Source organism: Shewanella subflava (genome assembly GCF_025971955.1).
GTDB classification, from domain to species: domain Bacteria; phylum Pseudomonadota; class Gammaproteobacteria; order Enterobacterales; family Shewanellaceae; genus Shewanella; species Shewanella subflava.
Map to the genome: position 1 here is coordinate 213,891 of NZ_JAPDMX010000030.1, position 24,890 is coordinate 238,780.

A 24,890-nucleotide genomic window follows, 5' to 3' on the forward strand; every position below is an offset into this window, starting at 1 on the left:
GCCTGAAGAATAATAGCCGTAAATTCAGTAGTTCGCGACGCAGAATGACCTATTATTTGTGGATAACGAAGCCAAACCAAGCCGGAGCCATTGAACCAATTGACATAAACCTTCCCCATAACTTTCCCCATAAAAAATCTGCATAAAGCAAAAAAAATGTGATGTCATTGCTGACATCACATTTTAGTATCAATCACTATTTGACGTTATTTAGCTGTCCAGCGATCCATCCAACCAAAGACATTTTTGTACCACTGTTGCAGGTTATCTTGATTCAAAATCCAATGATTTTCGTCTGGGAACATTAACAGTTCCGACGGGATCCCTTGACGTTGCATAAAGCTAAATGCCGCAAGACCTTGACCATAAGGCACACGGAAGTCTTTTTCGCCATGAATCACTAACATTGGGGTTTTCCAGTTTTCAACATAGTTAACTGGGTTAAATTTCTCGTACAGCTCTTTGTTATCTTGATATGTACCACCGAATTCGTATTCAGGGAACCACAACTCTTCTGTCACGTAGTACATAGAGCGCATATCAAATAAACCAGCATGGTTAATTAAACACTTGAAGCCATCATTCCAGTGCCCTTGGATCCAGTTCATCATATAACCACCATATGATCCCCCCAGTGCACAGGCATTATTGGCATCTAACCAAGGTTGCTGCTCAGTCACTGCAGCCATACCTTTTTTCAAGTCTTCTAAGGGTTTACCGCCCCAATCTTGACTGATTGAGTCAGTGAATGCTTGACCATAACCGGTTGACCCATGGAAATCGACCATCACCACACCATAGCCCGCACCCGCCCATAATTGGGCATTCCAGCGACCACTGAATGAATTACCAAATGATCCTTGCGGTCCACCATGAACTAAATACGCAATAGGATATTTTTCACCTTCTTTATAGTTTGCAGGTTTAATCCAATAACCATGAACCGTTTCGTCGTTCCAACCTTTAAATTTGAATTGTTCAAATTCACCGAATTGAATTTTAGCCACTTTGTCTTTGTTCACTTCAGTTAGGCGACGTAGGTTTTCGCCTTCTAAGCTGATGGTGTATAAATCACCTGGTTCAACCAAAGAGGCATTTTTGAAAATGATTTTATTGTTTGTCACCGCAACGATGCTGTTGCTGCCATCGTTGTAGATTGGACGAACGTCACCAAACTGCGGATTTACTTCAAATATCGACACTTGGCCAACATCTTGAGCGGTAACATACAGAGTACGTCCGTCTTTGCTGAAGTTGATTGAGCTTGGGCTTCTATCCCATAAAGGGGCAACTTCTTTTTCTTGACCTGTTACGGTATCAAGTAACATTAAGCGGTAACGATCGGCTTCAAAGCCGGGTTTGCTCATAGCAAGATAAGCCATGTAACGACCATCTGCTGAATAGGTAGGTTGTGCATCCCACGCTTTATTCGCTTCAGTTAGGTTGACTGTTTCGCCACCACTCACAGGAACTTGCCATAAATCATAATTGGTCGTCCAAGACTGATCACGACTCGGTGCTTTAGCACTATAAACGACATACTTACCATCTGGAGTAAAAGTTACTTCTTCCATACCAGAAAATGGCTTTGGCGGGGTTTCTGTATCACGGCCTTGGGTGACGTTAACCGCATCGGTAATTTTGTTGCCATTGATATTGGCAACAAATAAATGGTTACGGGCATGGTCTTCCCAGGTATCCCAATGACGTACCATTAACTGCTTATATTCACGGCCAGTTGTTTTACGCTCTTTTTCAGCGGCGAATTTTTCTTTTGAGCAGGCTAAATCTTTACACTCTGGAAAAACACGCAACGTCATGACAACTTGTTTGCCATCTTGCGATAATTTATAGCCATTTACATCAAGCGGTAAGTCGGTAACTTGCTTAGCTTCACCGCCATCTAGTGGCAACTGAAACAGCTGACTAGTTCCACTGCGATCGGCTAGAAAATAAATGCTTTTATTATCTGGTGCAAAATTGACATCATGCTCAGTGCCTGCAGCAGACGTTAACTGTTTTGGCGTTGCTGACTTATTGGTTAAGTCTAATGTATAAAGATCAGAGCTTGACTCACCTTTATCGTCGATCACTTTAACACCATAAACTAAGGTGTTACCGTCGTGTGAAACCGCATATGAATGAATTTTATTTAAATTAACCAAATGCTGAACTGTAAAAGGTTCAGCTGAATGCACTGACGTTGCCATTCCTGCAGCAACCAATGCCAAAAGCACTGAAGAAGTTTTCATGTTATTGATTATCTCTTTGATGGTTTGTTGTGTTTATTTGTTGGCAGATTAACGAAAGCAAAACGCTCAAGCAACCCTTAACGAATAAAGATCCTTGAGCGTTTAAGTCACATTACTTTACAGTGACAAGCTTAAATTAAGCTTTACTGTTGGCAATATTCACTTTCCAAATAGCCGGGCCGGTTTCATGGGCATTAACGCCGTTAGAATCAACCGCGACAGTTACTGGCATATCTTGTACTTCAAACTCGTAAATCGCTTCCATACCGAGATCTTCAAAGGCAACCACGCGAGATTTCTTAATGGCTTTAGAAACAAGGTAGGCTGCGCCGCCCACTGCCATAAGGTATACGGCTTTGTGTTTCTTAATTGACTCAACAGTTTGTGGACCACGTTCAGATTTACCAATCATGCCCATTAAGCCTGTTTTATCCAGCATCATGTCGGTAAATTTGTCCATACGGGTTGCGGTAGTTGGGCCTGCAGGGCCAACGACTTCATTACCTACTGGATCAACAGGACCCACGTAGTAAATAAACTTACCCTTAAAATCAACACCTGCTGGTAAACCTTCGCCAGAATCTAACAGCGTTTGAATACGCTTATGCGCCGCATCACGACCTGTTAGCATTTTGCCGTTAAGCAGTAAGGTGTCACCGCTTTTCCAGGTTTCGATTTCAGCTTGGGTCACTGTGTCTAAATTAACACGGTGGGTATTTTCACCCGCTTCACGGGTGATTTCTGGCCAATCTTCAAGTGATGGCGGCACTAAATCTGCTGGGCCTGTTCCGTCTAAGTGAAAATGAACATGGCGGGTTGCTGCACAATTGGGGATCATCACCACCGGCTTAGACGCTGCATGGGTTGGTGCTGATTTAATTTTAATATCTAACACCGTGGTTAAACCGCCTAATCCCTGTGCGCCTATACCTAAGTTGTTAGCACGTTCAAATATATCTAAGCGTAGCTTTTCTTCGGTTGTTTCAGCGCCTTTAGCAATTAATTCATGGATATCAACAGGGTCCATTAATGACTCTTTTGCCATCACAGCAGCTTTTTCAGCCGTGCCACCAATACCTATGCCTAACATACCTGGAGGACACCAACCTGCACCCATTGTCGGTAAGGTTTTTTCTACCCATGCTGCAATATCGTCAGATGGGTTTAACATGGCCATTTTTGATTTGTTTTCTGATCCGCCGCCTTTAGCTGCGATCATCACTTCAACATGGTTGCCAGCAACCATATCAATATGCACCACAGATGGCGTGTTATCGCGGGTGTTTTTACGGGCACCAGCAGGATCGGCAACAATTGAAGCACGCAATGGATTGTCTGGGTTTGTGTAAGCACGACGTACACCTTCATCAACCATTTGCTGCACTGTCATGTCGGTTTTATCCCAACTGACATTCATACCGATTTTAACAAACGTGGTCACAATACCCGTGTCTTGACAAAGAGGACGTTTGCCTTCAGCCGACATACGAGAATTAATTAAAATTTGTGCAATGGCATCTTTCGCTGCAACGCTTTGTTCGCGTTGATATGCACCGTACATAGCATCGACAAAATCTTTAGGATGGTAATATGAGATGTATTGCAAAGAATCTGCAATACTTTCAATGAAATCGGCCTGTTTAATCATAACAGGTGTAGCAGACGATTCAGTGTTTATAGACATATAGGGGCGCTCCAGCAGCCATGCGGCCTAACTTGTTTTTCGTTTTTATGTTCAGTTGATTTAATCAACATTATTTAGGTATTAATCCTTTTATGGCCAATATGATACTCTTTCCATCCTTTTTGGGCTACAGCACTTTTTAGATAAGGCGAATTGATGAAACAGCGTGGGGATAATCCATTAACGATAACACCATTAATGTGGGCAGGTTCCACCCAGAGCTTATTTGAATCCATCAGCCATTTACCTTGGGCGATGCTGTTAGATTCTGCAAATGCGCAACATCAAGATGCCCGGTTTGATATCATTGTCGTTAACCCCATTGCCACATTAGTTAGCCGTAATGGCACAGTCATATTTGAAGCAAAAGATCGTACTAATCAGACTCTGCAACCCATTTTCGATAAAATTTGCCATCACCTACAAGCGACATCGCTTGACCCATTTGCAGCGTTAAAATATTGCCAACAGGAGTTATATCCGGTTAAACAAGCTTGCAAGTATCCATTTAGTGGCGGTGCTGTGGGGGCATTTAGTTATGATTTAGGCCGCTCAATTGAACAACTGCCAAGCACAGCAACAAAAGACATCGACTTTAATGAACTGAATATTGGCTTTTATGATCAGTGCTTAGTTTATGACTATCAACAGCAAAGTTGGTCTTTCATCCGTTACGACAATGTTGATCACGACAACCCCTTAGTCAATTTTATAAACAAGCCTTCAGCCCCCTTCATACAATCTGATCAGACTGCATTTTGTTTAACTTCTGAATGGCGTAATCAAACGCATAAACAAACGTATCTCAATCATTTTGATCGGGTTCAAGCCTATTTGCTCAGTGGTGACTGTTATCAAATTAACTTAACCCAAAGATTTGAGGCCGACTATCAAGGTGATGAATGGCAAGCGTATAAGCAATTAACGCAAGCGAATAAAGCCCCCTTTTCTGCTTTTATGCGTTTGCCTAACCATACTGTTTTGTCCATTTCACCAGAACGCTTTATACAACTGGCTGGTGACAATATTGAAACCAAACCGATTAAAGGCACCTTACCTAGGTTAAACGATGAAGCACTCGATGTATTGCAAGCGGACAAATTACGCTGTTCAGAAAAAGATCGTGCTGAAAATGTAATGATTGTTGATTTACTGCGAAATGATATCGGCAAAGTTGCAGCAGCAGGCAGCGTTAAGGTGCCCAAACTTTTTGACATTGAAAGCTTCCCTGCTGTGCACCATTTAGTCAGTACCGTTACCGCTCAGTTAGCTAGCCAATATGATGCCAGCGATCTACTTAAAGCGTGTTTTCCTGGAGGTTCTATTACTGGGGCGCCTAAAATACGGGCAATGCAGATTATTGAAGAATTAGAACCGTCAAGACGCAGTATGTATTGTGGCAGTATTGGCTATATCAGCCAAGATGGCACCATGGACACAAGCATTACGATTCGCACCTTGGTGACTGAAAATAATCGTATTTATTGTTGGGCTGGTGGCGGCGTGGTTGCTGACTCAAACGCTGAAGCGGAATATCAGGAATGCTTTGATAAAGTGAGCAAAATTTTACCTTTATTGCAAACCACTCAGCAATAATAGTGTGTTTGAAGCGAATGTTTACCCATATCATCTGTGGGTAATAGTGGTAATCGACTTAAAAAAACCAATAAAGAATCCACCTTCTCAAAAAGGTGGCTTTGATATCACTCCCTCTAAGGGAGTTTTCCTACCACGCGTTAACAAGACGCCGTTAATATATCTATAGGCTCTACTAAATCATCCCTGATTGAGAACCCTGTACCGCAAATTAGCAAAGCTCAGCATCATTTATCACTTATCACTTATCACTTGAGTTAATCAGCTATTGTAGGGCTGAAAATAAAAAAGCCAGCAAATTTGCTGGCTGTTATTTTTTAAACGAGTTAAAGGCCGCTTAATGCATCTTTACAAAGCTGGGTAATACGCGCCCAATCTTCAGAGTCAACAGCATCGCTTGGGGCAATCCAGCTACCGCCAATACAATCAACATTGTCTAGGGCTAGATAGTCTTTGTATGTAGCAGGGCTTATCCCGCCTGTTGGACAAAAACGAATGTTGGCTAATGGGCCTGAAAATGACTTAAGTGCATTTACACCTCCAGAGGCTTCAGCGGGGAAGAATTTAAAATGGGTGTAACCCAATTCCATCCCCACCATCACTTCAGAAATACTCGCAACGCCAGGAATTAATGGTACATTACCTTTTTTAGCAGCTTTAAGTAAATCAACCGTTGCACCTGGAGTGATAATAAACTGCGAACCCGCAGCAACTGCTTGCTGAAGCTGCGCTTCGTTTAAAATCGTGCCAGCGCCGATTAATGCTTCGGGTACTTCTTTGGCAATTTTAGCAATGGCTTCAAGTGCACATGGAGTACGTAACGTCACCTCTAACACACTAATGCCACCGGCAACTAAAGCTTTTGCTAACGGTACTGCATGTTCAATCTTGTTGATCACCATAACGGGGACAATCGGGCTACGCTTAAATACATCTTGTGGTTGAAGTGACCAGTTATTGTCAGACATTCGTTACTCTTCCTTTAATTAGTAAATTTCGTCAAGTGCACTGGTGCTTCTTGCACCGGTTTCTGGGCTGCTTAAGTTGCTGCGTAACGCACCAAATAACTCACGCCCCATGCCATAACTTGAATGATGTAAATCAACAAGGCTGGCTTCACGTGCATTTAATACTGTCTCATCAACTAATAACGTTAACTCGCCAGTCACTGCATTGACGCGAATAAGGTCACCATCTTGCACTTTGGCAATCATTCCACCATCAAGCGCTTCAGGGGTTAAATGGATGGCTGCGGGTACTTTGCCCGATGCGCCAGACATACGACCATCAGTTACCAAGGCCACACTGAAGCCTTTGTCTTGTAAGCTGCCCAAGAAAGGCGTTAATTTGTGCAGTTCAGGCATGCCATTGGCTTTCGGCCCCTGACCTTTGACGACAACCACGCAATCGCGATCAAGTGCGCCTTGTTTAAATAACGCATCAATTTCATTTTGATCGTTAATCACAATCGCTGGCGCTTCCACAATGCGGTTTTTCTCAGGCACAGCAGACACTTTAATTACCGCACGGCCTAAGTTACCTTTTAACAGTTTCAAACCACCATTTTTTTGGAACGGCGTGGCCAAATGGGTTAATACTTCTTTATCTAGTGATTCTGTCACACCATCAACCCAACGTAATTCGCCATCAATTAATTTAGGCTCTTGGGTATATTTGCGTAATCCAAATCCCGCAACGGTATTCACATCTTCATGTAATAAACCGCCATCAAGCAGTTCTTTGATTAACAAAGCCATACCGCCTGCGGCATGGAAATGGTTAATGTCGGCATGACCGTTTGGATAAACCCTTGCTAATAATGGTGTTGCATCAGATAAATCGGAAAAATCATCCCAGTTCACTATGATGCCAGCTGCGCGAGCTGCAGCGACAATGTGCATCGTCAGGTTGGTTGAACCACCGGTGGCTAGTAACGCAACGATGCCGTTAACCACTGATTTTTCACATACCACTTCACCAATTGGGGTGTACTGAGTACCTAATTGAGTTAAACGACACACCTGCTTGGCCGCCATTTTATTAAGTGCTTCACGCAGTGGATCATCTGGGTTAACAAATGATGAACCAGGTAACTGCAAGCCCATCACTTCAAGCATTAACTGGTTAGAGTTTGCAGTGCCGTAGAAAGTACAAGTACCCGCACTGTGATAAGAGGCAGACTCTGCAGCTAATAACTCTTCACGACCAATTAAGCCTTGAGCAAACTTTTGACGAATACGGGCTTTTTCTTTGTTTGGAATACCCGATTTCATTGGACCTGCTGGCACAAATAACATCGGTAAATGGCCAAAGCTTAGAGCACCGATTAATAAACCTGGTACGATTTTGTCACATATACCCAGTAGTAAAGCACCATCAAACATATTGTGTGATAAGCCAACAGCAGTGGCCATTGCAATCACTTCACGGCTAAGGAGACTTAGCTCCATGCCTGGTTGACCCTGTGTGACACCATCACACATTGCAGGCACACCCGCGGCAACCTGAGCAACACTGCCGACATCTTCGCAGGCTTGCTTTAATAGTTTTGGATAATCTTCATAGGGCTGGTGAGCAGAAAGCATGTCGTTAAATGAAGTGACAATACCAATGTTTGCTTTAGTAAACTGACGCAAAGAATCTTTCTCTGCAGGTTTACACGCGGCAAAACCATGGGCTAAGTTGCCGCAACTTAACGCGCTACGATGAACGCCTTTGGCTTTAGCATCATTCAATGCAGCTAAATACCCTTTACGAGAATTTTTACTGCGTTCGATAATACGATCTGTTACTGCCTGAACTACTGAGTGCATGTTTAGACTCCTTTATGCGCTGTAGAACACATCAACGGGCGTTTTATGCTGCGCTAATACTGCTCTGATAGGCATTTTTGTGACGTCATCATTTTCTAATGCTTGATGATAAACGGTTAATTTTGCTTCACCGACAAGGTGCAAATAAATTTGACGGCTATTTAAAATGGCATCTTTTGATAATGTGATTCTGGCATGAGGTGCAGTTGTCGGATTGACTGCTGCACACGTATCTTGAGTGGTTAACGCATGATCTAATTCTTTGCTACAAGGAAACCATGAACAGGTATGTCCATCGGTGCCCATGCCCAATACCACCACATCAAAAGGACGAGGGAAATTAGCAAGAGATTCACCTGCCATTGCAGCTCCCGCTTCGGGAGTTGCAAACATATTTTTTAAACCGCGAAACTTAGCGTTAGTCGCACGATTTTGTAGAAGATGCTCCCTAACTAACCTTTCATTTGAATCTTTTTCATCAGCTTCAACCCAGCGTTCATCGGCTAGTGTGATATATACTTCACTCCACTCTAATGATTTTTGGCTAAGCAATTGAAATAATTTCAACGGTGTAGAGCCGCCTGAAACAACCAAGCTTGCTTTACCGCGACAATCAATCGCATCTTGTAATTGATTAGCAATCTTATCGGCTAAAGTCGATTCAAGACTGGCTGGCGAATCAAATGATTTAAATACCGTTTCTTTAATCATATTGGTTTCCTTATTCATCCCAAGAGCGGCCGTCTTTAGTAATTAATGCCACTGACGCTACTGGGCCCCAGGTACCTGCTGGATAAGATTTTGGACGCTCGCCACTTTGTTCCCAAGCTTGAATGATCCCGTCAACCCATTTCCATGCTTGTTCAACTTCATCACGGCGAACAAACAGTGCTTGATTACCTAACATAGCTTCAAGTAATAAACGCTCATATGCATCAGCAATTCGCTCATTTTTGAACGTGTCTGAGAAACTTAAATCCAGTTTAGTGGTTTGTAGGCGTTGTTTTTGCTCAAGACCAGGAACTTTATTCATCATCTGAATTTCAACACCTTCATGGGGTTGTAGACGAATAGTCAACTTGTTTGGCGGCAAATTACGGTAACTGGAACGATATAAATTGTGTGGTGGGTTTTTAAAGTAGACCACAATTTCACTGCTCTTGAATGGCATACGTTTGCCACTTCGCAAATAAAACGGCACGCCTGCCCAACGCCAGTTATCAATATCAACACGCAGTGCCACAAAGGTTTCAGTATGTGATTTGAGGTTTGCACCGTCTTCTTCAAGGTAACCTGGAACAGGCGAGCCTTTTAAGAAACCTGCACTGTATTGGCCACGAACGGTATTTTCATAAACGTTATCTTGATTGATTGGACGCAGTGATTTCAGCACTTTTACTTTTTCATCACGAATATTATCAGCATCAAGCGTTACGGGAGGATCCATAGCAACTAAGCTAAGCACCTGTAATAAGTGGTTTTGGATCATGTCACGCATTTGACCTGCGCCATCAAAGTAGCCCCAACGCCCTTCAATACCCACTTCTTCTGCCACCGTGATCTGTACATGATCAATGGTACGGTTATCCCATTTAGAGGCGAATAATGAGTTAGCAAAACGCAGTGCAATTAGGTTTTGGACTGTTTCTTTACCTAAATAATGGTCAATACGATAAACCTGGTTCTCATTAAAGAACTCTGCAACTTGGTCGTTGATCACATGGGAAGATTCTAAATCAGTACCAATCGGCTTTTCGAGTACAACGCGGGTATCAGGATGGATCAGTTTTTGTGCATTAAGACAACGACAGATAGCACCGAAGATAGAAGGAGGCGTAGCGAAATAATTAACCATCACACGCTTTTTCGGCTCTAATAAATCATGGAAAGCTTGGTAGCCTTCTGGCTGAGTAAAATCTGTGCCGATATAATGACAACGGGCGAGGAAACGCTCAAGTGTTGTTGGACAAATTTCATCCTTCACAAATGTGTTTAATGCCTTGCTAACAAGTTCAATGAACTCTTGTTGAGTAAAGGCATCTTTTGCAACACCAATCACTTTGGTGTCCTTATCCAATAACTCTGCTTTATCTAATTGGTAGAGTGAAGGTAAAAGTTTACGTCTTGCAAGGTCCCCTTTGGTACCGAACAACACAAAATCACACGCCTTTGCACCTGATGATTTGCCCATTGCTGAAAGCTCTCCTTTATTATCTTGTGCTCATATCGTCTTAAACGATGAATAAAAACACACTTTTGTTGTAATATAACAACAGAATTTAAAATATGCATCAATATTTTGAAATTAATCTCTTGTTTAGCATATAGTCATTTTGGTACGTTATCTGCTATGATTTTCAACACTCATAGACAGTAACAGAAGTTTCACAGTTGAAAGAACAATTGAAAATTTACTACAGTTGACTTTCAGAAGGTATAAAAACTACTTAATTCCCTCGATAACACTGACTTCTGATATAAAATTACACTACCCAATATTTGCGGATGCATGATTATGAATACACTTGAAAAGGTTCAAAACAACCTGGCAAAATTTAGTAAGTCTGAACGTAAAGTAGCCGAAGTTATTTTAGCCTCGCCGCAAACAGCCATTCACTCGAGTATTGCCACATTGGCCAAAATGGCCGATGTCAGTGAACCGACAGTAAACCGTTTTTGTCGTCGTTTAGACACAAAAGGCTTCCCTGATTTTAAGTTACATTTGGCACAAAGTCTTGCGAATGGCACACCTTATGTTAGCCGTCATGTTGAAGAAGATGATAGCCCTGAGTCTTACACCACAAAAATCTTCGAATCTTCAATGGCATCGCTTGATACAGCGCGTCAAAGCCTCGATATCGCCGCGGTAAATAAAGCGGTTGATATCTTAACTCAAGCCAAAACAATTTCGTTTTTTGGCTTAGGTGCTTCATCTTCTGTCGCCCATGATGCGCAAAATAAATTCTTTCGTTTTAACGTGCCTGTTATTTGTTTTGATGATGTACTCATGCAGCGTATGAGCTGCATTAACTCAAACGAAGGTGATGTTGTGGTATTGATTTCGCACACTGGCAGAACAAAATCGTTAATTGAAATCGCACGAATCGCCCGCGAAAATGGTGCTGCGGTGATCGGTATTACCGCTCGTAACTCCCCCTTATCACTTGAGTGTACTTTACCTGTCACCATGGAAGTACCAGAAGATACCGACCTCTATCTACCTATGGCATCACGTTTAGCACAGCTAGTTACCATAGACGTACTGGCCACAGGCTTTACACTGCGCCGCGGCCCACGCTTTAGAGACAATCTAAAACGCGTTAAAGAAGTACTAAAAGAGTCACGCGTAAACAAAGATTTGACGATTTAATCAGCAAATATTCATGTTTTGATTGTCAATTACAACAAAATTTTCTTTATGACGTTAGCAAAGTCGTAGGTAAATAGTTCAAATGAAAGGCTGAGCACTAAGGTGTTTTAGCCTTTTTTTATGAAAAACCTTTTCTCTGTCACAAAATATACACATTAAATACTGACTTTTTGTTTGTAACTTTACTACATTTGAAATAAATCTCTGCTACTATATATCCATCATTTTTAGTACCAGAATCAAAGCGTACTTTTAATAGCCAATTTTATTCAATTTTAATCTTTCCTTTAAATTTAACGGAGTATGTTATGTTCCGCAGAACTAAAATCGTAACCACTTTAGGCCCAGCAACTGACCGCGATGATAATTTACGTAAAATTATCAAAGCCGGTGCAAATGTTGTTCGTATGAATTTCTCCCATGGTTCACCAGAAGACCATTTGAAACGTGCTAACGAAGTGCGCGCAATTGCTAAAGAGTTAGGCAAACATGTTGCTATCTTAGGCGACTTACAAGGTCCCAAAATTCGTGTGTCTACATTTAAAGACAACATGAAAATTAAGCTTTCTTTGGGTGATAAATTCATTCTTGATGCTGATTTAGCAAAAGGTGAAGGCAATCAACAGCAAGTGGGAATTGATTACAAAGAATTACCAAGAGATGTCGTGATTGGCGATATTTTGATGCTAGATGACGGTCGTGTGCAATTACGTGTAGACAGTGTTGAAGGTAACAAGGTATTTACCAGTGTGACGGTTGCCGGCCCTTTATCAAACAACAAAGGCATCAACAAGCAAGGTGGTGGCTTAACCGCTCCAGCATTAACTGAAAAAGATATGGCTGACATTAAAACAGCTGCATTAATTGATGTTGATTATTTAGCGGTATCCTTCCCACGTACTGGTGCTGATTTAGACCTAGCACGTAAATTAGCGGTAGAAGCTGGTAGCAATGCCCTTATCGTTGCAAAAGTTGAACGTGCTGAAGCGGTTGCCACTGATGAAGCCATGGATGATGTGATTAGAGCATCTGATGTGGTGATGGTTGCCCGTGGTGACTTAGGGGTTGAAATTGGTGATGCCGCATTGGTTGCGGTTCAAAAACGTTTAATTCAACGTTCACGTCAATTGAACAAAGCGGTTATTACAGCGACGCAAATGATGGAATCAATGATTTCAAGCCCAATGCCAACGCGCGCTGAAGTGATGGACGTGGCTAACGCAGTATTAGACGGTACTGATGCGGTAATGTTATCTGCCGAAACCGCTGCAGGTGACTTCCCTGAAGAAACCGTAAAAGCCATGGCAAATGTGTGTGTTGGTGCTGAATCACACCCAAGCGTGAAAGTGTCTAAGCATCGTTTAGAGCAAAGCTTCACTTCGATTGAAGAAACCATTGCCCTATCGACTATGTATGCAGCAAACCACCTTGAAGGTGTAAAAGCCATCATTTCGTTAACCGAATCGGGTGCAACGGCGAAACTCATGTCTCGTATTAGTTCTTCATTACCGATTTTTGCCCTTTCACGTCATCAGAAAACACTGGCGAAAATGGCATTATACCGTGGTGTACAACCTATGTTTTTTGACTCAACAGCCTATGGTGCTGATGAGTTAGCACGTGAAGCATTAAACACTATGGTTGCTGCCGGCTACTTAAGCAGCGGCGACATGGTACTAATGACTAAAGGCGACGCAATGGAGACCGTCGGTGGCACCAATACCTGTAAAGTACTGGTTGTTGCTTAAGTGATTTTGTTGCTTAAATGATTAGCAACAACATTTAGACACTTAGTTTAGGTACTTGTCTCAATACCAAACGCCAATCATATGATTGGCGTTTTTTGTTTTCTGCCCTAAACCACCTACTTCAGTATGGGGTTATCATCCATTAGGCTCCCTGAAGTACGTTCAATAGTTGATTAACTTAAGTGGTACGTGAGCTTTGCTAATGGTGCGATACAAGTTTCTAAATCAGGGATGATTTAGTAGAGCCTATAGGGATATATTTACGGCGTCTTGTCACGCACGGTAGGAACGCGGCCTTTTAGGCAGTGATATCAAAGCCACCTGCTTCAGAAAGTGGATTCTTTACTATGAGGAATTTCAACTTGGGATCATGCATTTCAATCTCAATTTTGGACAAAATTGTATTACACCCTCTACGAGCAACCCAAGTCTAATTCGTTTATCTCTGCATTGAAGACACAGCCTCAATCTAATCAATTGCCTGCGGCAGGCCTATGTGCAAGCACGACCTTGACACGCTGCACTCTTTATATATATCAAAGGTCCCTGAAATTTTAGCCCCTTCAATTTAACCTTGTTTGTAACCAATAGAAAAAACATCAAAATTTAATTCAAAGTATCACTGTTGCTTTTCATTTGGGGTTCAAATAAAGCTAAATTGAAGGGATAAATTTTCCGATGAAGATACGGCTGAGGATATTGAAAACAGGACGTTTTGGTTAAGCGGCCATAAACGGCATAAATCGTCCCGAAGCAGATCTGTAAAGGTGTACTTGTACTAGCAAACTCTTTCACATTTGCCCCTATTGGTATAGGGGCAAATGTGAAATCGAGCTGAATTATAGCAGAAGGCACTTTTTAACAGGCAATAAAAAACGCTGAACTAGTGCAAACTATGTCAGCGTTTTTACATTTGATAAATAAACTAATTGTTTAACTGAGTCAGTTAGAGCTTGTCAAAATCATTAACGTTGATAGCCGCTAATCGCTTCTTATCTGCTTCTAATAATTGTTGATATTCTGCATCAGTAATAATGTCCTTTTCTAAGGCCACTTCAAACAACTCAAGCATTGGTAGTTTTGATTTAATGTGACCACTGCGCTGTGCTTTTTTCAGTTTTTTATACAAATCTCTTGCAGCATATTTAGCAAGGAATGCATCTTCAACTTCCGCTATACCACCTGTGTCGCCCTCAAACTCACCACACAAGAAAGTAATACGGTCACGGGCAGCGCTCGGTTTAAGCATCGCTTTTACCAATTCAACTGCCGCTTTATCGCTTGGTGCGGTAAAGTGGTTACCTAATGGGAAGATTAATACTTTCAATAATACGCCAGCAATTTTGCTTGGGAAATTACGGATGGCATCTTCGAGTGCTTTAGCTGCTAGGTGAAGACGTTCAGTCATCACATAGTGCACACTAGGTAAATCATCATGCTGACGGCCATTGTCTTCATAGAATTTCAATGTTGCTGATGCTAGATACAATTGACTTAACACATCACCCATTCTGGCTGAAATCATTTCTTTACGTTTAAGATCACCCCCCATAATTAGCATAGATAAGTCGGTCATAATCGCCAATGAAGACGAAATACGATTCATATCTCGGTAGTACTTTTGGGTTGGACCACTAACAGGAGATGATGACAAACGGCTGCCTGTTAGTGCGTTTGCGAATGAACTTAACGCATTACGGGTAGCATAACCAATATGACCCAATAATAGCTGGTCAAAACGATCTACTGCGGCAGTTTCATCTTCCATTCCCGCCGCTTCCATTTCAGCAAGCACATAAGGATGACAACGAGTCGCACCTTGACCAAAAATCATCAATGAACGGGTTAAAATGTTTGCACCTTCAACGGTAATTGAAATTGGGTTAGCCATAAATGCGTGGCCTAAATAGTTTTTAGGCCCTAACTGAATCCCTTTACCTGATTGAATATCCATCGCATCTTCTAATACATCACGACCTAACTCAGTCATGTGGTACTTAGCAATAGCCGTGACCACCGAAGGTTTCACATTAGCATCAATACCCGTTGTTGTTAGACGACGCGCAGCTTCTAATTGGTAGGTATTAGCAATGATACGCGCCAGCGCTTCTTGAACACCTTCAAAGTTGCCAATTGGCATACCAAACTGCTGACGAACATAACTGTAGGCGGTTGTTGTTTTGGTGGTAACATGGCCAGATGCTGTTGCAAGTGCAGGTAATGAAATACCACGCCCTGCTGATAGACACTCGACTAACATTCTCCAGCCTTTACCCGCATATTGTGGACCACCAATGATCCAATCTAATGGAATAAACACATCTTTACCGCTGGTTGTACCATTCATAAACGCCATCATTAATGGGTTATGACGACGACCGATTTCAACACCAGTATGATTTGTTGGGATCAAGGCACAGGTAATACCTAGGTTTTTCTTATCGCCTAATAGCTTATCAGGATCGCGCATTTGGAACGCTAAGCCCAGTACCGTGGCAACCGGTGCCAAGGTAATGTAACGTTTGTCCCATGTTAAGCTAATACCTAGGGTTTCTTCGCCTTCAAATTCTTGACGACAAACAACACCGATATCAGGGATTGCACCCGCATCAGAGCCTGCTTCAGGTCCCGTTAGCGCAAAACAAGGCAGTTCTTTACCCACAGCTAAGGCTGGTAACCAGCGATCTTTTTGCTCTTGCGTACCATAGTGTGTCAATAACTCACCTGGACCTAAAGAGTTAGGCACCATCACAGTCACAGCAGCACTCACGCTGCGTGTGGCGATTTTGGCGACGATAGTCGAGTTAGCATAGGCTGAAAACTCGCGTCCACCGTATTTTTTAGGAATAATTAGCGCAAAGAAGCCTTCTTTTTTGAAGTATTCCCACAATTCAGGCGGTAAATCTTTACGGTTATGAACAATGTCAAAATCATCGATCATTGTTAACGCTGTTTGAACTTGATTGTCTAGGAAGCTCTGTTCGTCAGGCGTTAAAGTAGGTTTAGTGTAACTATGCAGTTTATTCCAATCGGGTTTACCACGGAATAACTCGCCTTCCCACCATACATCGCCCGCTTCCATCGCTTCTTTTTCGGTGCTCGATAGTGGCGGCAGAACTTTTTTGAAAAACGCAAATGCGGGACGTGTGATCACTTGCATTCTGACACTGCGCACGCCAAAGAGCACTGCAACAGCAATAATCAGTAATATAAGAATACTCATTTTTAACCTTCTTAAGTTTTACTCGTTAGATGTAACTGGCACAGCAACACCCGCTGCCATGTAGGGAATTACTTTGCGTATAATGGCTTCAGTATTATTGTGTTCACCATAATCTGAAGCGGCAATTTCATTTAATGCATCGGCTGACGCCATAGTGAATACAATGGTGCCAAGGGTAAAATGCAAACGCCAAAACATTTCAGCCGGTGGTATATGAGGTGCACTTGCCGACACCGCTTGCACAAATGTACTTAAATGTTGGCCATAATGGGTGGTGATAAACCAACGTAAGTGACCTTGACTCTCAATGTAACCACGACCTAACAACTGTAGAAATATGATCGTGCCACCATTGCGCACTTTATTTAGATCTAATAACGGTTTTATTAACGCTGAAAATATTTCATTTAGTGATGCATGTTCAGGCGCTAAGTGTAGTCTTTTTATCTCAGTCGCAGCCGTTGGCATAAACACATCAAGATATCGGGCTAACACTGCCCGAATTAATTCTTTTTTCGAGCCAAAATGATAATTAACCGATGCTAAGTTCACTTCGGCTTTACTGGTGATTAAACGCAAAGACGTTTCTGAAAATCCTCGCTCCGCAAACAGTTTCTCTGCTGCGTCTAGAATTCTTGTTTTCGTATCAGTACGACCTGCCATCCTCTAACTCGCTCTTAATTAAAACACCTGTTTAAATTAATCATTGGGCGAACAGATGTCAATTTAAATTTAGCTTATTTACTTAGCAAAACACCCACAAAACTTAGCAATAGGTTAACAGTTTTAACTTGTATGCAATATGCAAAAAATTTCGGTACACTATAGGATGAATAACAATAAGGAAAAATAAAATGAATTTGCCTTTAAAACGACCGTCTAAAACTGCATTACTTATTGCCATGGTGTTGGGGACTTCTGCCTGTGGAGAAACTGATAAAGTCAGCCCAAACAATGCCTCGCAAAATAAAGCTGTCACTCAACAGGCTAACACGATAGATGCAAACTCAGCGATTGCATTTATTAACCAGGCCGAAGCCGATTTAGCCAAGCTATCAATAGAAGCAAATCGTGCTGAATGGATTTACTCTAACTTCATTACTGAAGACACAGCGGCGCTCTCTGCCACTATGGGTGAAAAGGTTATCGCGACATCAGTCCGCTATGCCAATGAAGCCGCCAAATATGCCAATGTAGAGTTAGACCCCATTAACGCGCGTAAGCTAAACAGTTTACGTAGCAGTTTAGTGTTACCCGCCCCCTTAGACCCAGAAAAGAATGCTGAGCTGGCTAAAATCAGTTCTGAACTTAATGGCCTATATGGCAAAGGGAAATATTGTTTTGCCGACGGTAAATGTTTAACTCAACCTGAGTTGTCTAATTTGATGGCTGAATCGAGTGATCCTGCTGTGCTTTTAGAAGCTTGGCAAGGTTGGCGTGAAATAGCTAAACCAATGCGCCCGTTGTTTCAACGTGAGGTAGAATTGGCCAATGAAGGTGCGCGCGATTTAGGTTATCAGGATTTATCTGAGTTGTGGCGTAGTCAATATGACATGAAGCCTGATGATTTTTCCGCTGAATTAGACCGTCTTTGGGGACAAATTAAGCCGTTATATGATTCTTTGCACTGTTATGTTCGCGGCGAGTTAAATGAAAAATACGGTGATGATGTCGCCCCTAAAACTGGCTCTATTCCCGCACATCTTCTTGGTAATATGTGGGCACAGCAATGGGGCACTATCTACAACACTGTTGCTCCGGACAACGCCGATCCAGGTTACAATGTCACCGCCCTCTTGGCCGCAAACAATTATGATGAAATCAAAATGGTCAAACAGGCTGAAGGTTTCTTTACTTCACTAGGGTTTGACAAATTACCCGATTCATTTTGGTCTCGTTCGATGTTTGTTCAACCACAGGACCGTGACGTTGTTTGCCATGCTTCTGCATGGGATTTAGATAACCTTGATGATATTCGCATTAAGATGTGTATTCAAAAAACATCTGAAGATTTTACTGTTATCCACCATGAGCTTGGGCATAATTTTTATCAGCGCGCTTATAAAAACCAACCCTTTATCTTCAAAAACTCAGCTAATGATGGTTTCCATGAAGCGATTGGAGACACGATAGCCTTGTCTATCACGCCTAAATATCTGCAACAAATTGGCTTACTTGACACAGTTCCAGATGCCGATAAAGATATTGGTTTATTGCTTAAGCAAGCATTAGATAAAATTGCCTTTATGCCCTTTAGTTTAATGATTGATCAATGGCGCTGGCAGGTGTTTAACGGCACAATTAAGCCTGAACAGTACAATCAAGCATGGTGGGAATTGCGTGAAAAATATCAAGGTGTCAAAGCACCAATAGCACGCACTGAAATGGATTTTGACCCTGGCGCCAAATATCACGTACCAGGCAATGTTCCTTATACACGTTACTTCCTTGCGCACGTATTACAGTTCCAATTCCATAAAGCCTTATGTGATATCGCTGGCGATAAAGGCCCTGTACATCGCTGCAGTATATATGGCAATAAAGAAGCTGGTGCAAAATTAAATGAAATGCTTGAAATGGGTGCAAGTCAACCATGGCCAGAAGCATTAAATGTTGTTACTGGTACTAAGCAAATGGATGCAAAAGCGGTACTTGATTATTTTGCTCCGTTGCAGGTTTGGTTGGATGAACAAAATTCACAAGCAAGCCGCCAATGTGGTTGGTAACGACTTAATATTAATCAATTTATATGCTTTGAACTTGTATGCTTTGATTAAATAACAATTAAACTTTGTCATAAAAACGCCAATATTATTTGGCGTTTTTATTTACCTAAAACCTCCCCCCTTTCTGTTTAACTCACTGTTTTCAATTCTTTGTTGTGATGATTTTTTAAGTAGAACAAATAACGCACCAGAACCGCCCTGCTCGCGTGTTGCGCTATGGAAAGCGGCCACCTGTTCAATAACCGACAGCCAATGACAAACGGCACTTTTCATTAACCCAGGATAGGGTTTGCTGTGATAACCCTTACCATGAATCACTAAAATATTACGCTCACCCCGTTCGATTGCTGCAAATATGCAGTTCACTAAACTGCCCCTTGCTTGCTGTAAACTGTATGAATGCAAATCTAATATTGTTTTGAAGTCATATTTTCCCTGCCTCAACCTTTTGTAAACCGCTTCTTGCATGCCATCGTGCCTATGCTCGACCACCTCATCCGGTGACACAGTTTTAAACTGAAAAGGTGCTATGGGTAACATGGCAAGTAGTTCATGTTCATTTAATGCAGCTTGTTTAACTAATTGTCCAAACGTGGGTGTAATTTGTGCTGTTAAACCATTAGATTGTGTTTTTTGGTTTTCTTTTAAAGGCTTAACATCTGCCATTTCTTGAGAAAATAACAGGTCATCATCGAGTCGTTCCAAAATCACCTCCTACACAATTTGTAATGATTATGTTCTATTGCGATCCGACATAATAATTTATAGTACACGCAATGCAGTAAAACAGATCAACCTAACGAGAAAATCGCTTTAATGAATTTTTTTAAATTGTCATTTATCCCATTATTAGGCGTGCTGATCTTAGCAACTGCCTTGCCTTGTTACAGCAGCACTCAAGTGGACAATGACAAACTCAATCAAAATTACCAGTTTATTTCGCAAGGGTTTCAACAGCTCAATATGGATATTGTTAATCACATTTATCTTGATGATGCTGTGTATATTTCTGAGACACAAGACAAAGATATTGTTATTGGTCGCCGAAATATTATCGATTTATACCAGAAATTCTTCAATAAAATCCGTCATAAACAAGCTAAAATTGAAATTGATTTTCGAGTAGTAATGAGACAGTTGTCTGATAACCAATCAACTGATGTGGGTTATTACTTGGTAAAATTCCACCCTGGTGAAGAGTCAGGCGAACCAGTAAGTGAATTTGCTGGAAAGTTTGTTACTGTGTCAACACGAACCTCAACGGGTGAATGGAAAATCAGTATCGATGCTAACACCCGCTCTAAACCCGAGTTTTATTATAGCGCCAAGCCGATGCCAAATTGGTATTATGGTCGCCAATTTATACAACAGATTTCACCACAATCAGAATGAAAGTATTGTCACAACCCAACCTGTGTCCCTGTAACAGTAAATTAGCTTACCAAGATTGTTGCTATGGGCTTCACACCAACACCCAACAAGCCGACAGCGCTGAGCAATTGATGCGTTCACGTTATTGTGCTTTTGTGGTTAATGCATTTGAATATCTCATTCAAACACACCATCCAACCTATCTCAATGGCTTAACGGCAGAACAACTTGCACAAGGTGATACGCAGTGGTTAGGGTTAACTGTATTAGAACATGGATTGATTGAGCAACACCACTCAGATTTTGTGGCAGATTTAATTGATAGCCCACAAGCCTTTGTAACCTTTAAAGCCTGGTATAAGCACGATAAAAGTGTGGATGCCATTTTTGAACGTTCTCATTTTGTACAACAACATGGTCAGTGGTTTTACACCCAAGGGGTTCAAATGGAAGCGGCTTTACCTAAGCGTAATGACGCTTGTGTTTGTCATAGCGGTAAAAAGTTTAAGCAGTGCTGCAGTAGATAAAAGTAAAAATTAGCAAGCTAAATTAGCGGCTTAAATCAAACTCATTATTGCAGTTTAGTCAAAATTAAGTTGTTGAAATCATTAACCCGAATTGCAGGGCTGTATAAGAATCCCTGCGCATGCTCGCAAGATATTTGCTCAAGAAAGACTTCTTGTTCCATTGTTTCTACGCCTTCTGCAGTAATTGAGATATTCAATGCTTTGGCCATAGCGATAATTGCACTGACAATTTCACGGCTTTGTTTGCTAGATGAGATATCCATGATAAACGATCGATCGATTTTAAGTTTGGTAATTGGGAACTGTTTCAGGTATTTCATTGAACTGTAGCCTGTTCCGAAATCATCAATTGCAATACCAACCCCCAAATCAGCTAATTCCTGGCATAGATTGCTGGCATATCGAATATCGCCCATTAATTCAGTTTCAGTAATTTCAAGAATTAAACTTTTGGGTTTAATACGATAGCGGTTCAACAAATCCCATACTTGCTCAAAAAGATCGCCGCTGAAAAATTGCCTTGCAGCAACGTTAACATGCATTGTGATATCAACATTTTTATGCTGCCATAGGTTAAGTTGTTTACAAGCGTTTTCAAGCACCCAGGCACCTAACGCATTAATCATGCCTGATTGTTCTGCAATATCAATGAATGCACCTGGATAAAGCACCCCTTTTTTAGGATGGTTCCATCTAATTAACGCTTCGGCGCCAATATAACGATGATTTTGGAGATCCATTAATGGTTGATAATACAACTCAAATTGACGACCTTTGATGGCATACTGCAGGTCTTTTTCAATTGCAGCGTTATTTTTAAATTGTGCCAGTAAATCCTGGTTGAAAAATTGATAGTGTTCTAGTGATTTTCTCTTGGCGTATTGTAAAGCAATATCTGCACAGGATAATGGCGGAAAATAATCAAGTACAGATGCAATGTCGACAACTGCAATTGCAGGTTTGGGCTCAACTCTTTCACGGTTTATGACGGCAAATGCAGACAAGTTAGCCATCAATTTACTCACCAAATCATCTAGTGCGATTTCATCAGACACTTTAGGAAGTAAAATACAAAACTCGTCACTGCCTATTCGCGCGACATCTATTGCTTGATGGTTTGCGCCAAAGTGTTTCAAGCGCCTCGCCACTTCGATTAATAAAGAGTCGCCTTGTTCATGGCCATGGGAATCATTAAAACGTTTAAAACCTAATAGATCGACAAGCAATAAGACTCCATCAGTTGCCCTATCAAGTATTGGTGTGAAAAAAGAGCGATTATGTAATCCGGTTAAACTACAGTGCCATGCTAAGCGCTCTAACTCAGCTTTGTGATTAAATTCAGAGGAAATATCATAACTAGAAACCAACGCATAGCTGTTGCCTAATTGGGTCGTAAAACCTGTTACGTGGTAATGTAACCAATACTCTCGGTTATCTAAGCGTTTAAGCTTAATATCGCCGACCACACTTTCATTCTTAGCCAACTTATCCAGTACATATTGCAGTACGTCAGGTTTGTTACGAAAAATATCAAGATTCATCACGCTATGGTGTTCAATATCAGTACGTAACAGCCCTGTCATCTTTTGATGTGCAAAATTGACGTACTCCACCATTAAAGTATCAAGATTAACAATCATCACCACATGATCTGAATGCTCGGCAGCGTTACGCAGTAAATTGATTTGTTCAGACTTATCGTAGGAATAACGGGTGGCAAGGGTTAGCGCTAGCTGATCGGCACACTGAATAACGATTTGAACTTGATCATGTAACCATTCGAATTCATCTTTAAACTCAATGGTTAATACACCTTCAATATGACCATTGATCCGTATAGCTACATTCAAGGTGCTATGGATTAAATGATGTTGATAATAATCAAATGAATGAATTAGCTGAGATTGGGCGGTAATGGTTTGGGCAGCAATAAAACGATGACGTCGTAACTCATCAAAAAAGCTAAATTGAATTTCAGATTCTTGGGGATCAAAAGTAGGCTTTGAATTTTCTAAACCGGCGGCACAATAATGAGCGATGAGTCTTTTGGAGCAGGAATTAAATGCTGTTTGATCATTTTCAGTGACTGAGTGTTCACCATTAAATTTTTCGTCGAACAGCCAAACAGAAACAGAGGAAGCAACAAAATGTTCCTGCAAAAGTCTACTAACCAGTTCAGAGGTTTTCGTAAAATTCCCCTGCTGTTTTGCACTAGAGTTTACAATTAACTCTAACAGGTGCCGGTTCTGTTCTTGTGTCATTATTTTCCCGAAAAGACATCGTGCATTGCTGCTCTGCTGAATTATTGATCTAGTTACCCAGTAGTAACTTGCAGATATTCAATGGCACCCATTGGGAGCTTAATAAAAAGCTTATCGTTAAACCTTCATTTTATTAGGGTTATTATATGTCTGTTTTGCGTTAGATTATACCGCAAATTATATTAGTGTAACCTTAATTCAGCATCTATTTTCAAGTTGAAACAACATTTTTTCAACTGTTACCGAAAAAGTCATTGTCAACTTGATGCTATTTTCTAAATCAGTCATGTGGATAATGACGTGTTCAAACCGCTCAGTCGCTTTATTGGCAATATTCTGTGCATCATTTTTAGCATTTTCGCCATTAAAAACTAACGTTAACTCTGTATCATGCTCATCAATTACGGTACCTATATCCACAAAACTGCCGCAGTCGGAGCAAGTATCATTTACATTTTGCTGTTGTTCACGAATTTTGTTGACCATCTGGTTTATCACTCTTTTTTGCTAGCAAACTAAGAAAACATCATAAGCTAGCTTGGCTTAAATTGCTTATGCTTAGCTCACATATCTTTAGGGCAATGAAGTTTCGAACAAAAATATCAATCCTGAATTGGATTGATTACGCTGTTAATAGCATAGTGTTGCTTATTTGGCGTTGCCGCTCTAATTGCTCGATGAAATGCATATCTTCAGGAATATCTGGTTGAATTGAGTTATTTTCGTATTTTGCTCTAATTAACGCACTCGTGTTACTTAACACTTGAGCAATGCCGTCTTGATATTTGCCACGAATGACGATCGCTTCTGGTGTTAAATTTTGTTGCAGATGAAATTGGCACAGGCCTTGGGTTTGAAATACGGCGGCATTGTCGTTGTGTTGACACATTTGAGAGAGATCATCAACTAACGCTTGTGGCTGTGGCAACTCAAATTTTTTATACAGTTTTTGATCAATTGATAAATCGGTATCGATTTGAAACTGTGCCATGTCTGCACTATCGGCAGAAAGCATCGCCAACAGCAAACCAAACTCGCCTCGACGCTGATGCTCAACGGCCGCATTTAAACGACTGCCTAACTGTAATTCATTAACCAGCAGTGACTCAATTTGCATATTAAAACAACACTATTACGACTCAATGCTATTTTATCGACCAAACGCACCCTAACTTTAATAAAATTTTCATTTTTTGACTTTACATATAATGGGTTTCTGTCTACTATGGCGGCCGCAATTGAGGAGGGGTTCCCGAGTGGCCAAAGGGATCAGACTGTAAATCTGACGGCTCAGCCTTCGAAGGTTCGAATCCTTCTCC

18 protein-coding genes are annotated in these 24,890 nt (G+C 41.3%); 6 read left to right on the forward strand and 12 right to left on the reverse strand.

Features of this window, described 5'->3' with window-relative positions; translation table 11 throughout:
- Positions 1 to 206: 206 nt before the first annotated feature.
- Both OHT75_RS15275 and OHT75_RS15280 read right to left on the reverse strand, forming a co-directional pair.
- Positions 207 to 2,252 carry a S9 family peptidase gene (locus tag OHT75_RS15275; protein ID WP_264728166.1) on the reverse strand — a complete coding sequence of 682 codons (2,046 nt, stop codon included), beginning with the start codon at positions 2,250 to 2,252 and terminating at the stop codon, positions 207 to 209.
- Between the two features lie 136 nt (positions 2,253 to 2,388).
- Positions 2,389 to 3,936: a fumarate hydratase gene (locus OHT75_RS15280; RefSeq protein WP_264728168.1), complete on the reverse strand. Its 1,548-nt coding sequence runs from the start codon at positions 3,934 to 3,936 to the stop codon at positions 2,389 to 2,391.
- 156 nt (positions 3,937 to 4,092) lie between these two features.
- On the opposite strand from OHT75_RS15280, the gene pabB reads away from it, so the two are divergent.
- On the forward strand, positions 4,093 to 5,532 hold the full coding sequence (pabB, locus tag OHT75_RS15285; RefSeq protein WP_264728170.1) for an aminodeoxychorismate synthase component I: 1,440 nt from the start codon (positions 4,093 to 4,095) through the stop codon (positions 5,530 to 5,532).
- A gap of 326 nt (positions 5,533 to 5,858) precedes the next feature.
- On the opposite strand, the gene OHT75_RS15290 is transcribed toward pabB, so the two are convergent.
- Genes OHT75_RS15290 through zwf form a run of 4 tightly spaced genes read right to left on the reverse strand, consistent with a single transcriptional unit; the run spans position 5,859 to position 10,536 of the window.
- Positions 5,859 to 6,500, reverse strand: coding sequence for a bifunctional 4-hydroxy-2-oxoglutarate aldolase/2-dehydro-3-deoxy-phosphogluconate aldolase (locus tag OHT75_RS15290; protein ID WP_264728173.1), 642 nt, complete (start codon positions 6,498 to 6,500; stop codon positions 5,859 to 5,861).
- A gap of 18 nt (positions 6,501 to 6,518) precedes the next feature.
- On the reverse strand, positions 6,519 to 8,345 hold the full coding sequence (edd, locus tag OHT75_RS15295) for a phosphogluconate dehydratase (RefSeq protein WP_264728175.1): 1,827 nt from the start codon (positions 8,343 to 8,345) through the stop codon (positions 6,519 to 6,521).
- A 12-nt stretch (positions 8,346 to 8,357) separates the two neighbouring features.
- Positions 8,358 to 9,056, reverse strand: coding sequence for a 6-phosphogluconolactonase (gene pgl / locus OHT75_RS15300; RefSeq protein WP_264728176.1), 699 nt, complete (start codon positions 9,054 to 9,056; stop codon positions 8,358 to 8,360).
- 10 nt (positions 9,057 to 9,066) lie between these two features.
- The gene (gene zwf / locus OHT75_RS15305; RefSeq protein WP_264728178.1) at positions 9,067 to 10,536 is read right to left on the reverse strand and encodes a glucose-6-phosphate dehydrogenase; all 1,470 of its coding nucleotides are present in this window, start codon (positions 10,534 to 10,536) and stop codon (positions 9,067 to 9,069) included.
- Positions 10,537 to 10,860: 324 nt separating this feature from the next.
- Here zwf and OHT75_RS15310 point away from each other — a divergent pair, with 324 nt between their 5' ends.
- Together OHT75_RS15310 and pyk are read left to right on the forward strand one after the other, a co-directional pair.
- A complete protein-coding gene (locus OHT75_RS15310; protein WP_261299246.1) occupies positions 10,861 to 11,715 on the forward strand; it encodes a MurR/RpiR family transcriptional regulator in 855 nt (284 codons plus the stop codon).
- A 308-nt stretch (positions 11,716 to 12,023) separates the two neighbouring features.
- On the forward strand, positions 12,024 to 13,463 hold the full coding sequence (gene pyk, locus OHT75_RS15315) for a pyruvate kinase (RefSeq protein ID WP_264728180.1): 1,440 nt from the start codon (positions 12,024 to 12,026) through the stop codon (positions 13,461 to 13,463).
- Between the two features lie 946 nt (positions 13,464 to 14,409).
- Here pyk and OHT75_RS15320 read toward each other — a convergent pair.
- Both OHT75_RS15320 and OHT75_RS15325 read right to left on the reverse strand, forming a co-directional pair.
- Positions 14,410 to 16,686, reverse strand: coding sequence for an acyl-CoA dehydrogenase (locus tag OHT75_RS15320; RefSeq protein ID WP_264728183.1), 2,277 nt, complete (start codon positions 16,684 to 16,686; stop codon positions 14,410 to 14,412).
- 18 nt (positions 16,687 to 16,704) lie between these two features.
- Complete coding sequence (locus OHT75_RS15325; RefSeq protein WP_264728185.1) at positions 16,705 to 17,349, reverse strand: TetR/AcrR family transcriptional regulator; 645 nt, start codon at positions 17,347 to 17,349, stop codon at positions 16,705 to 16,707.
- Between the two features lie 191 nt (positions 17,350 to 17,540).
- Between OHT75_RS15325 and OHT75_RS15330 the strand changes: the two genes are divergently transcribed.
- On the forward strand, positions 17,541 to 19,412 hold the full coding sequence (locus tag OHT75_RS15330) for a M2 family metallopeptidase (protein ID WP_264728187.1): 1,872 nt from the start codon (positions 17,541 to 17,543) through the stop codon (positions 19,410 to 19,412).
- 102 nt (positions 19,413 to 19,514) lie between these two features.
- On the opposite strand, the gene smrA is transcribed toward OHT75_RS15330, so the two are convergent.
- A complete protein-coding gene (gene smrA, locus OHT75_RS15335) occupies positions 19,515 to 20,117 on the reverse strand; it encodes a DNA endonuclease SmrA (RefSeq protein WP_264728189.1) in 603 nt (200 codons plus the stop codon).
- A 111-nt stretch (positions 20,118 to 20,228) separates the two neighbouring features.
- On the opposite strand from smrA, the gene OHT75_RS15340 reads away from it, so the two are divergent.
- Both OHT75_RS15340 and OHT75_RS15345 read left to right on the forward strand, forming a co-directional pair.
- Complete coding sequence (locus OHT75_RS15340; RefSeq protein ID WP_264728191.1) at positions 20,229 to 20,804, forward strand: DUF4440 domain-containing protein; 576 nt, start codon at positions 20,229 to 20,231, stop codon at positions 20,802 to 20,804.
- Between the two features lie 5 nt (positions 20,805 to 20,809).
- A complete protein-coding gene (locus OHT75_RS15345) occupies positions 20,810 to 21,310 on the forward strand; it encodes a YchJ family protein (RefSeq protein ID WP_406682034.1) in 501 nt (166 codons plus the stop codon).
- A 44-nt stretch (positions 21,311 to 21,354) separates the two neighbouring features.
- Here the strand turns inward: OHT75_RS15345 and OHT75_RS15350 are convergent, their stop codons facing one another.
- The 3 genes from OHT75_RS15350 to OHT75_RS15360 all read right to left on the reverse strand — a co-directional run bounded on the left by OHT75_RS15350 (position 21,355) and on the right by OHT75_RS15360 (position 24,688).
- Entirely contained in the window at positions 21,355 to 23,571 is a 2,217-nt protein-coding gene (locus OHT75_RS15350; protein WP_264728195.1) for a putative bifunctional diguanylate cyclase/phosphodiesterase, read from the reverse strand.
- 198 nt (positions 23,572 to 23,769) lie between these two features.
- The gene (locus OHT75_RS15355; RefSeq protein ID WP_264728197.1) at positions 23,770 to 24,057 is read right to left on the reverse strand and encodes a YfcZ/YiiS family protein; all 288 of its coding nucleotides are present in this window, start codon (positions 24,055 to 24,057) and stop codon (positions 23,770 to 23,772) included.
- A gap of 136 nt (positions 24,058 to 24,193) precedes the next feature.
- Positions 24,194 to 24,688, reverse strand: coding sequence for a VC2046/SO_2500 family protein (locus OHT75_RS15360; protein WP_264728199.1), 495 nt, complete (start codon positions 24,686 to 24,688; stop codon positions 24,194 to 24,196).
- Between the last annotated feature and the right edge of the window lie 202 nt (positions 24,689 to 24,890).

Coding starts and splice junctions, on each gene's coding strand:
- OHT75_RS15360 (WP_264728199.1), bottom strand. CDS start 24,688: ATGCAAATTGAGTCACTGCTGGTTAATGAATTACAGTTAGGCAGTCGT.
- pabB (WP_264728170.1), top strand. CDS start 4,093: ATGAAACAGCGTGGGGATAATCCATTAACGATAACACCATTAATGTGG.
- pgl (WP_264728176.1), bottom strand. CDS start 9,056: ATGATTAAAGAAACGGTATTTAAATCATTTGATTCGCCAGCCAGTCTT.
- OHT75_RS15355 (WP_264728197.1), bottom strand. CDS start 24,057: ATGGTCAACAAAATTCGTGAACAACAGCAAAATGTAAATGATACTTGC.
- edd (WP_264728175.1), bottom strand. CDS start 8,345: ATGCACTCAGTAGTTCAGGCAGTAACAGATCGTATTATCGAACGCAGT.
- OHT75_RS15320 (WP_264728183.1), bottom strand. CDS start 16,686: ATGAGTATTCTTATATTACTGATTATTGCTGTTGCAGTGCTCTTTGGC.
- OHT75_RS15280 (WP_264728168.1), bottom strand. CDS start 3,936: ATGTCTATAAACACTGAATCGTCTGCTACACCTGTTATGATTAAACAG.
- OHT75_RS15325 (WP_264728185.1), bottom strand. CDS start 17,349: ATGGCAGGTCGTACTGATACGAAAACAAGAATTCTAGACGCAGCAGAG.
- zwf (WP_264728178.1), bottom strand. CDS start 10,536: ATGGGCAAATCATCAGGTGCAAAGGCGTGTGATTTTGTGTTGTTCGGT.
- OHT75_RS15350 (WP_264728195.1), bottom strand. CDS start 23,571: ATGACACAAGAACAGAACCGGCACCTGTTAGAGTTAATTGTAAACTCT.
- OHT75_RS15340 (WP_264728191.1), top strand. CDS start 20,229: ATGAATTTTTTTAAATTGTCATTTATCCCATTATTAGGCGTGCTGATC.
- OHT75_RS15330 (WP_264728187.1), top strand. CDS start 17,541: ATGAATTTGCCTTTAAAACGACCGTCTAAAACTGCATTACTTATTGCC.
- OHT75_RS15310 (WP_261299246.1), top strand. CDS start 10,861: ATGAATACACTTGAAAAGGTTCAAAACAACCTGGCAAAATTTAGTAAG.
- OHT75_RS15290 (WP_264728173.1), bottom strand. CDS start 6,500: ATGTCTGACAATAACTGGTCACTTCAACCACAAGATGTATTTAAGCGT.
- OHT75_RS15275 (WP_264728166.1), bottom strand. CDS start 2,252: ATGAAAACTTCTTCAGTGCTTTTGGCATTGGTTGCTGCAGGAATGGCA.
- pyk (WP_264728180.1), top strand. CDS start 12,024: ATGTTCCGCAGAACTAAAATCGTAACCACTTTAGGCCCAGCAACTGAC.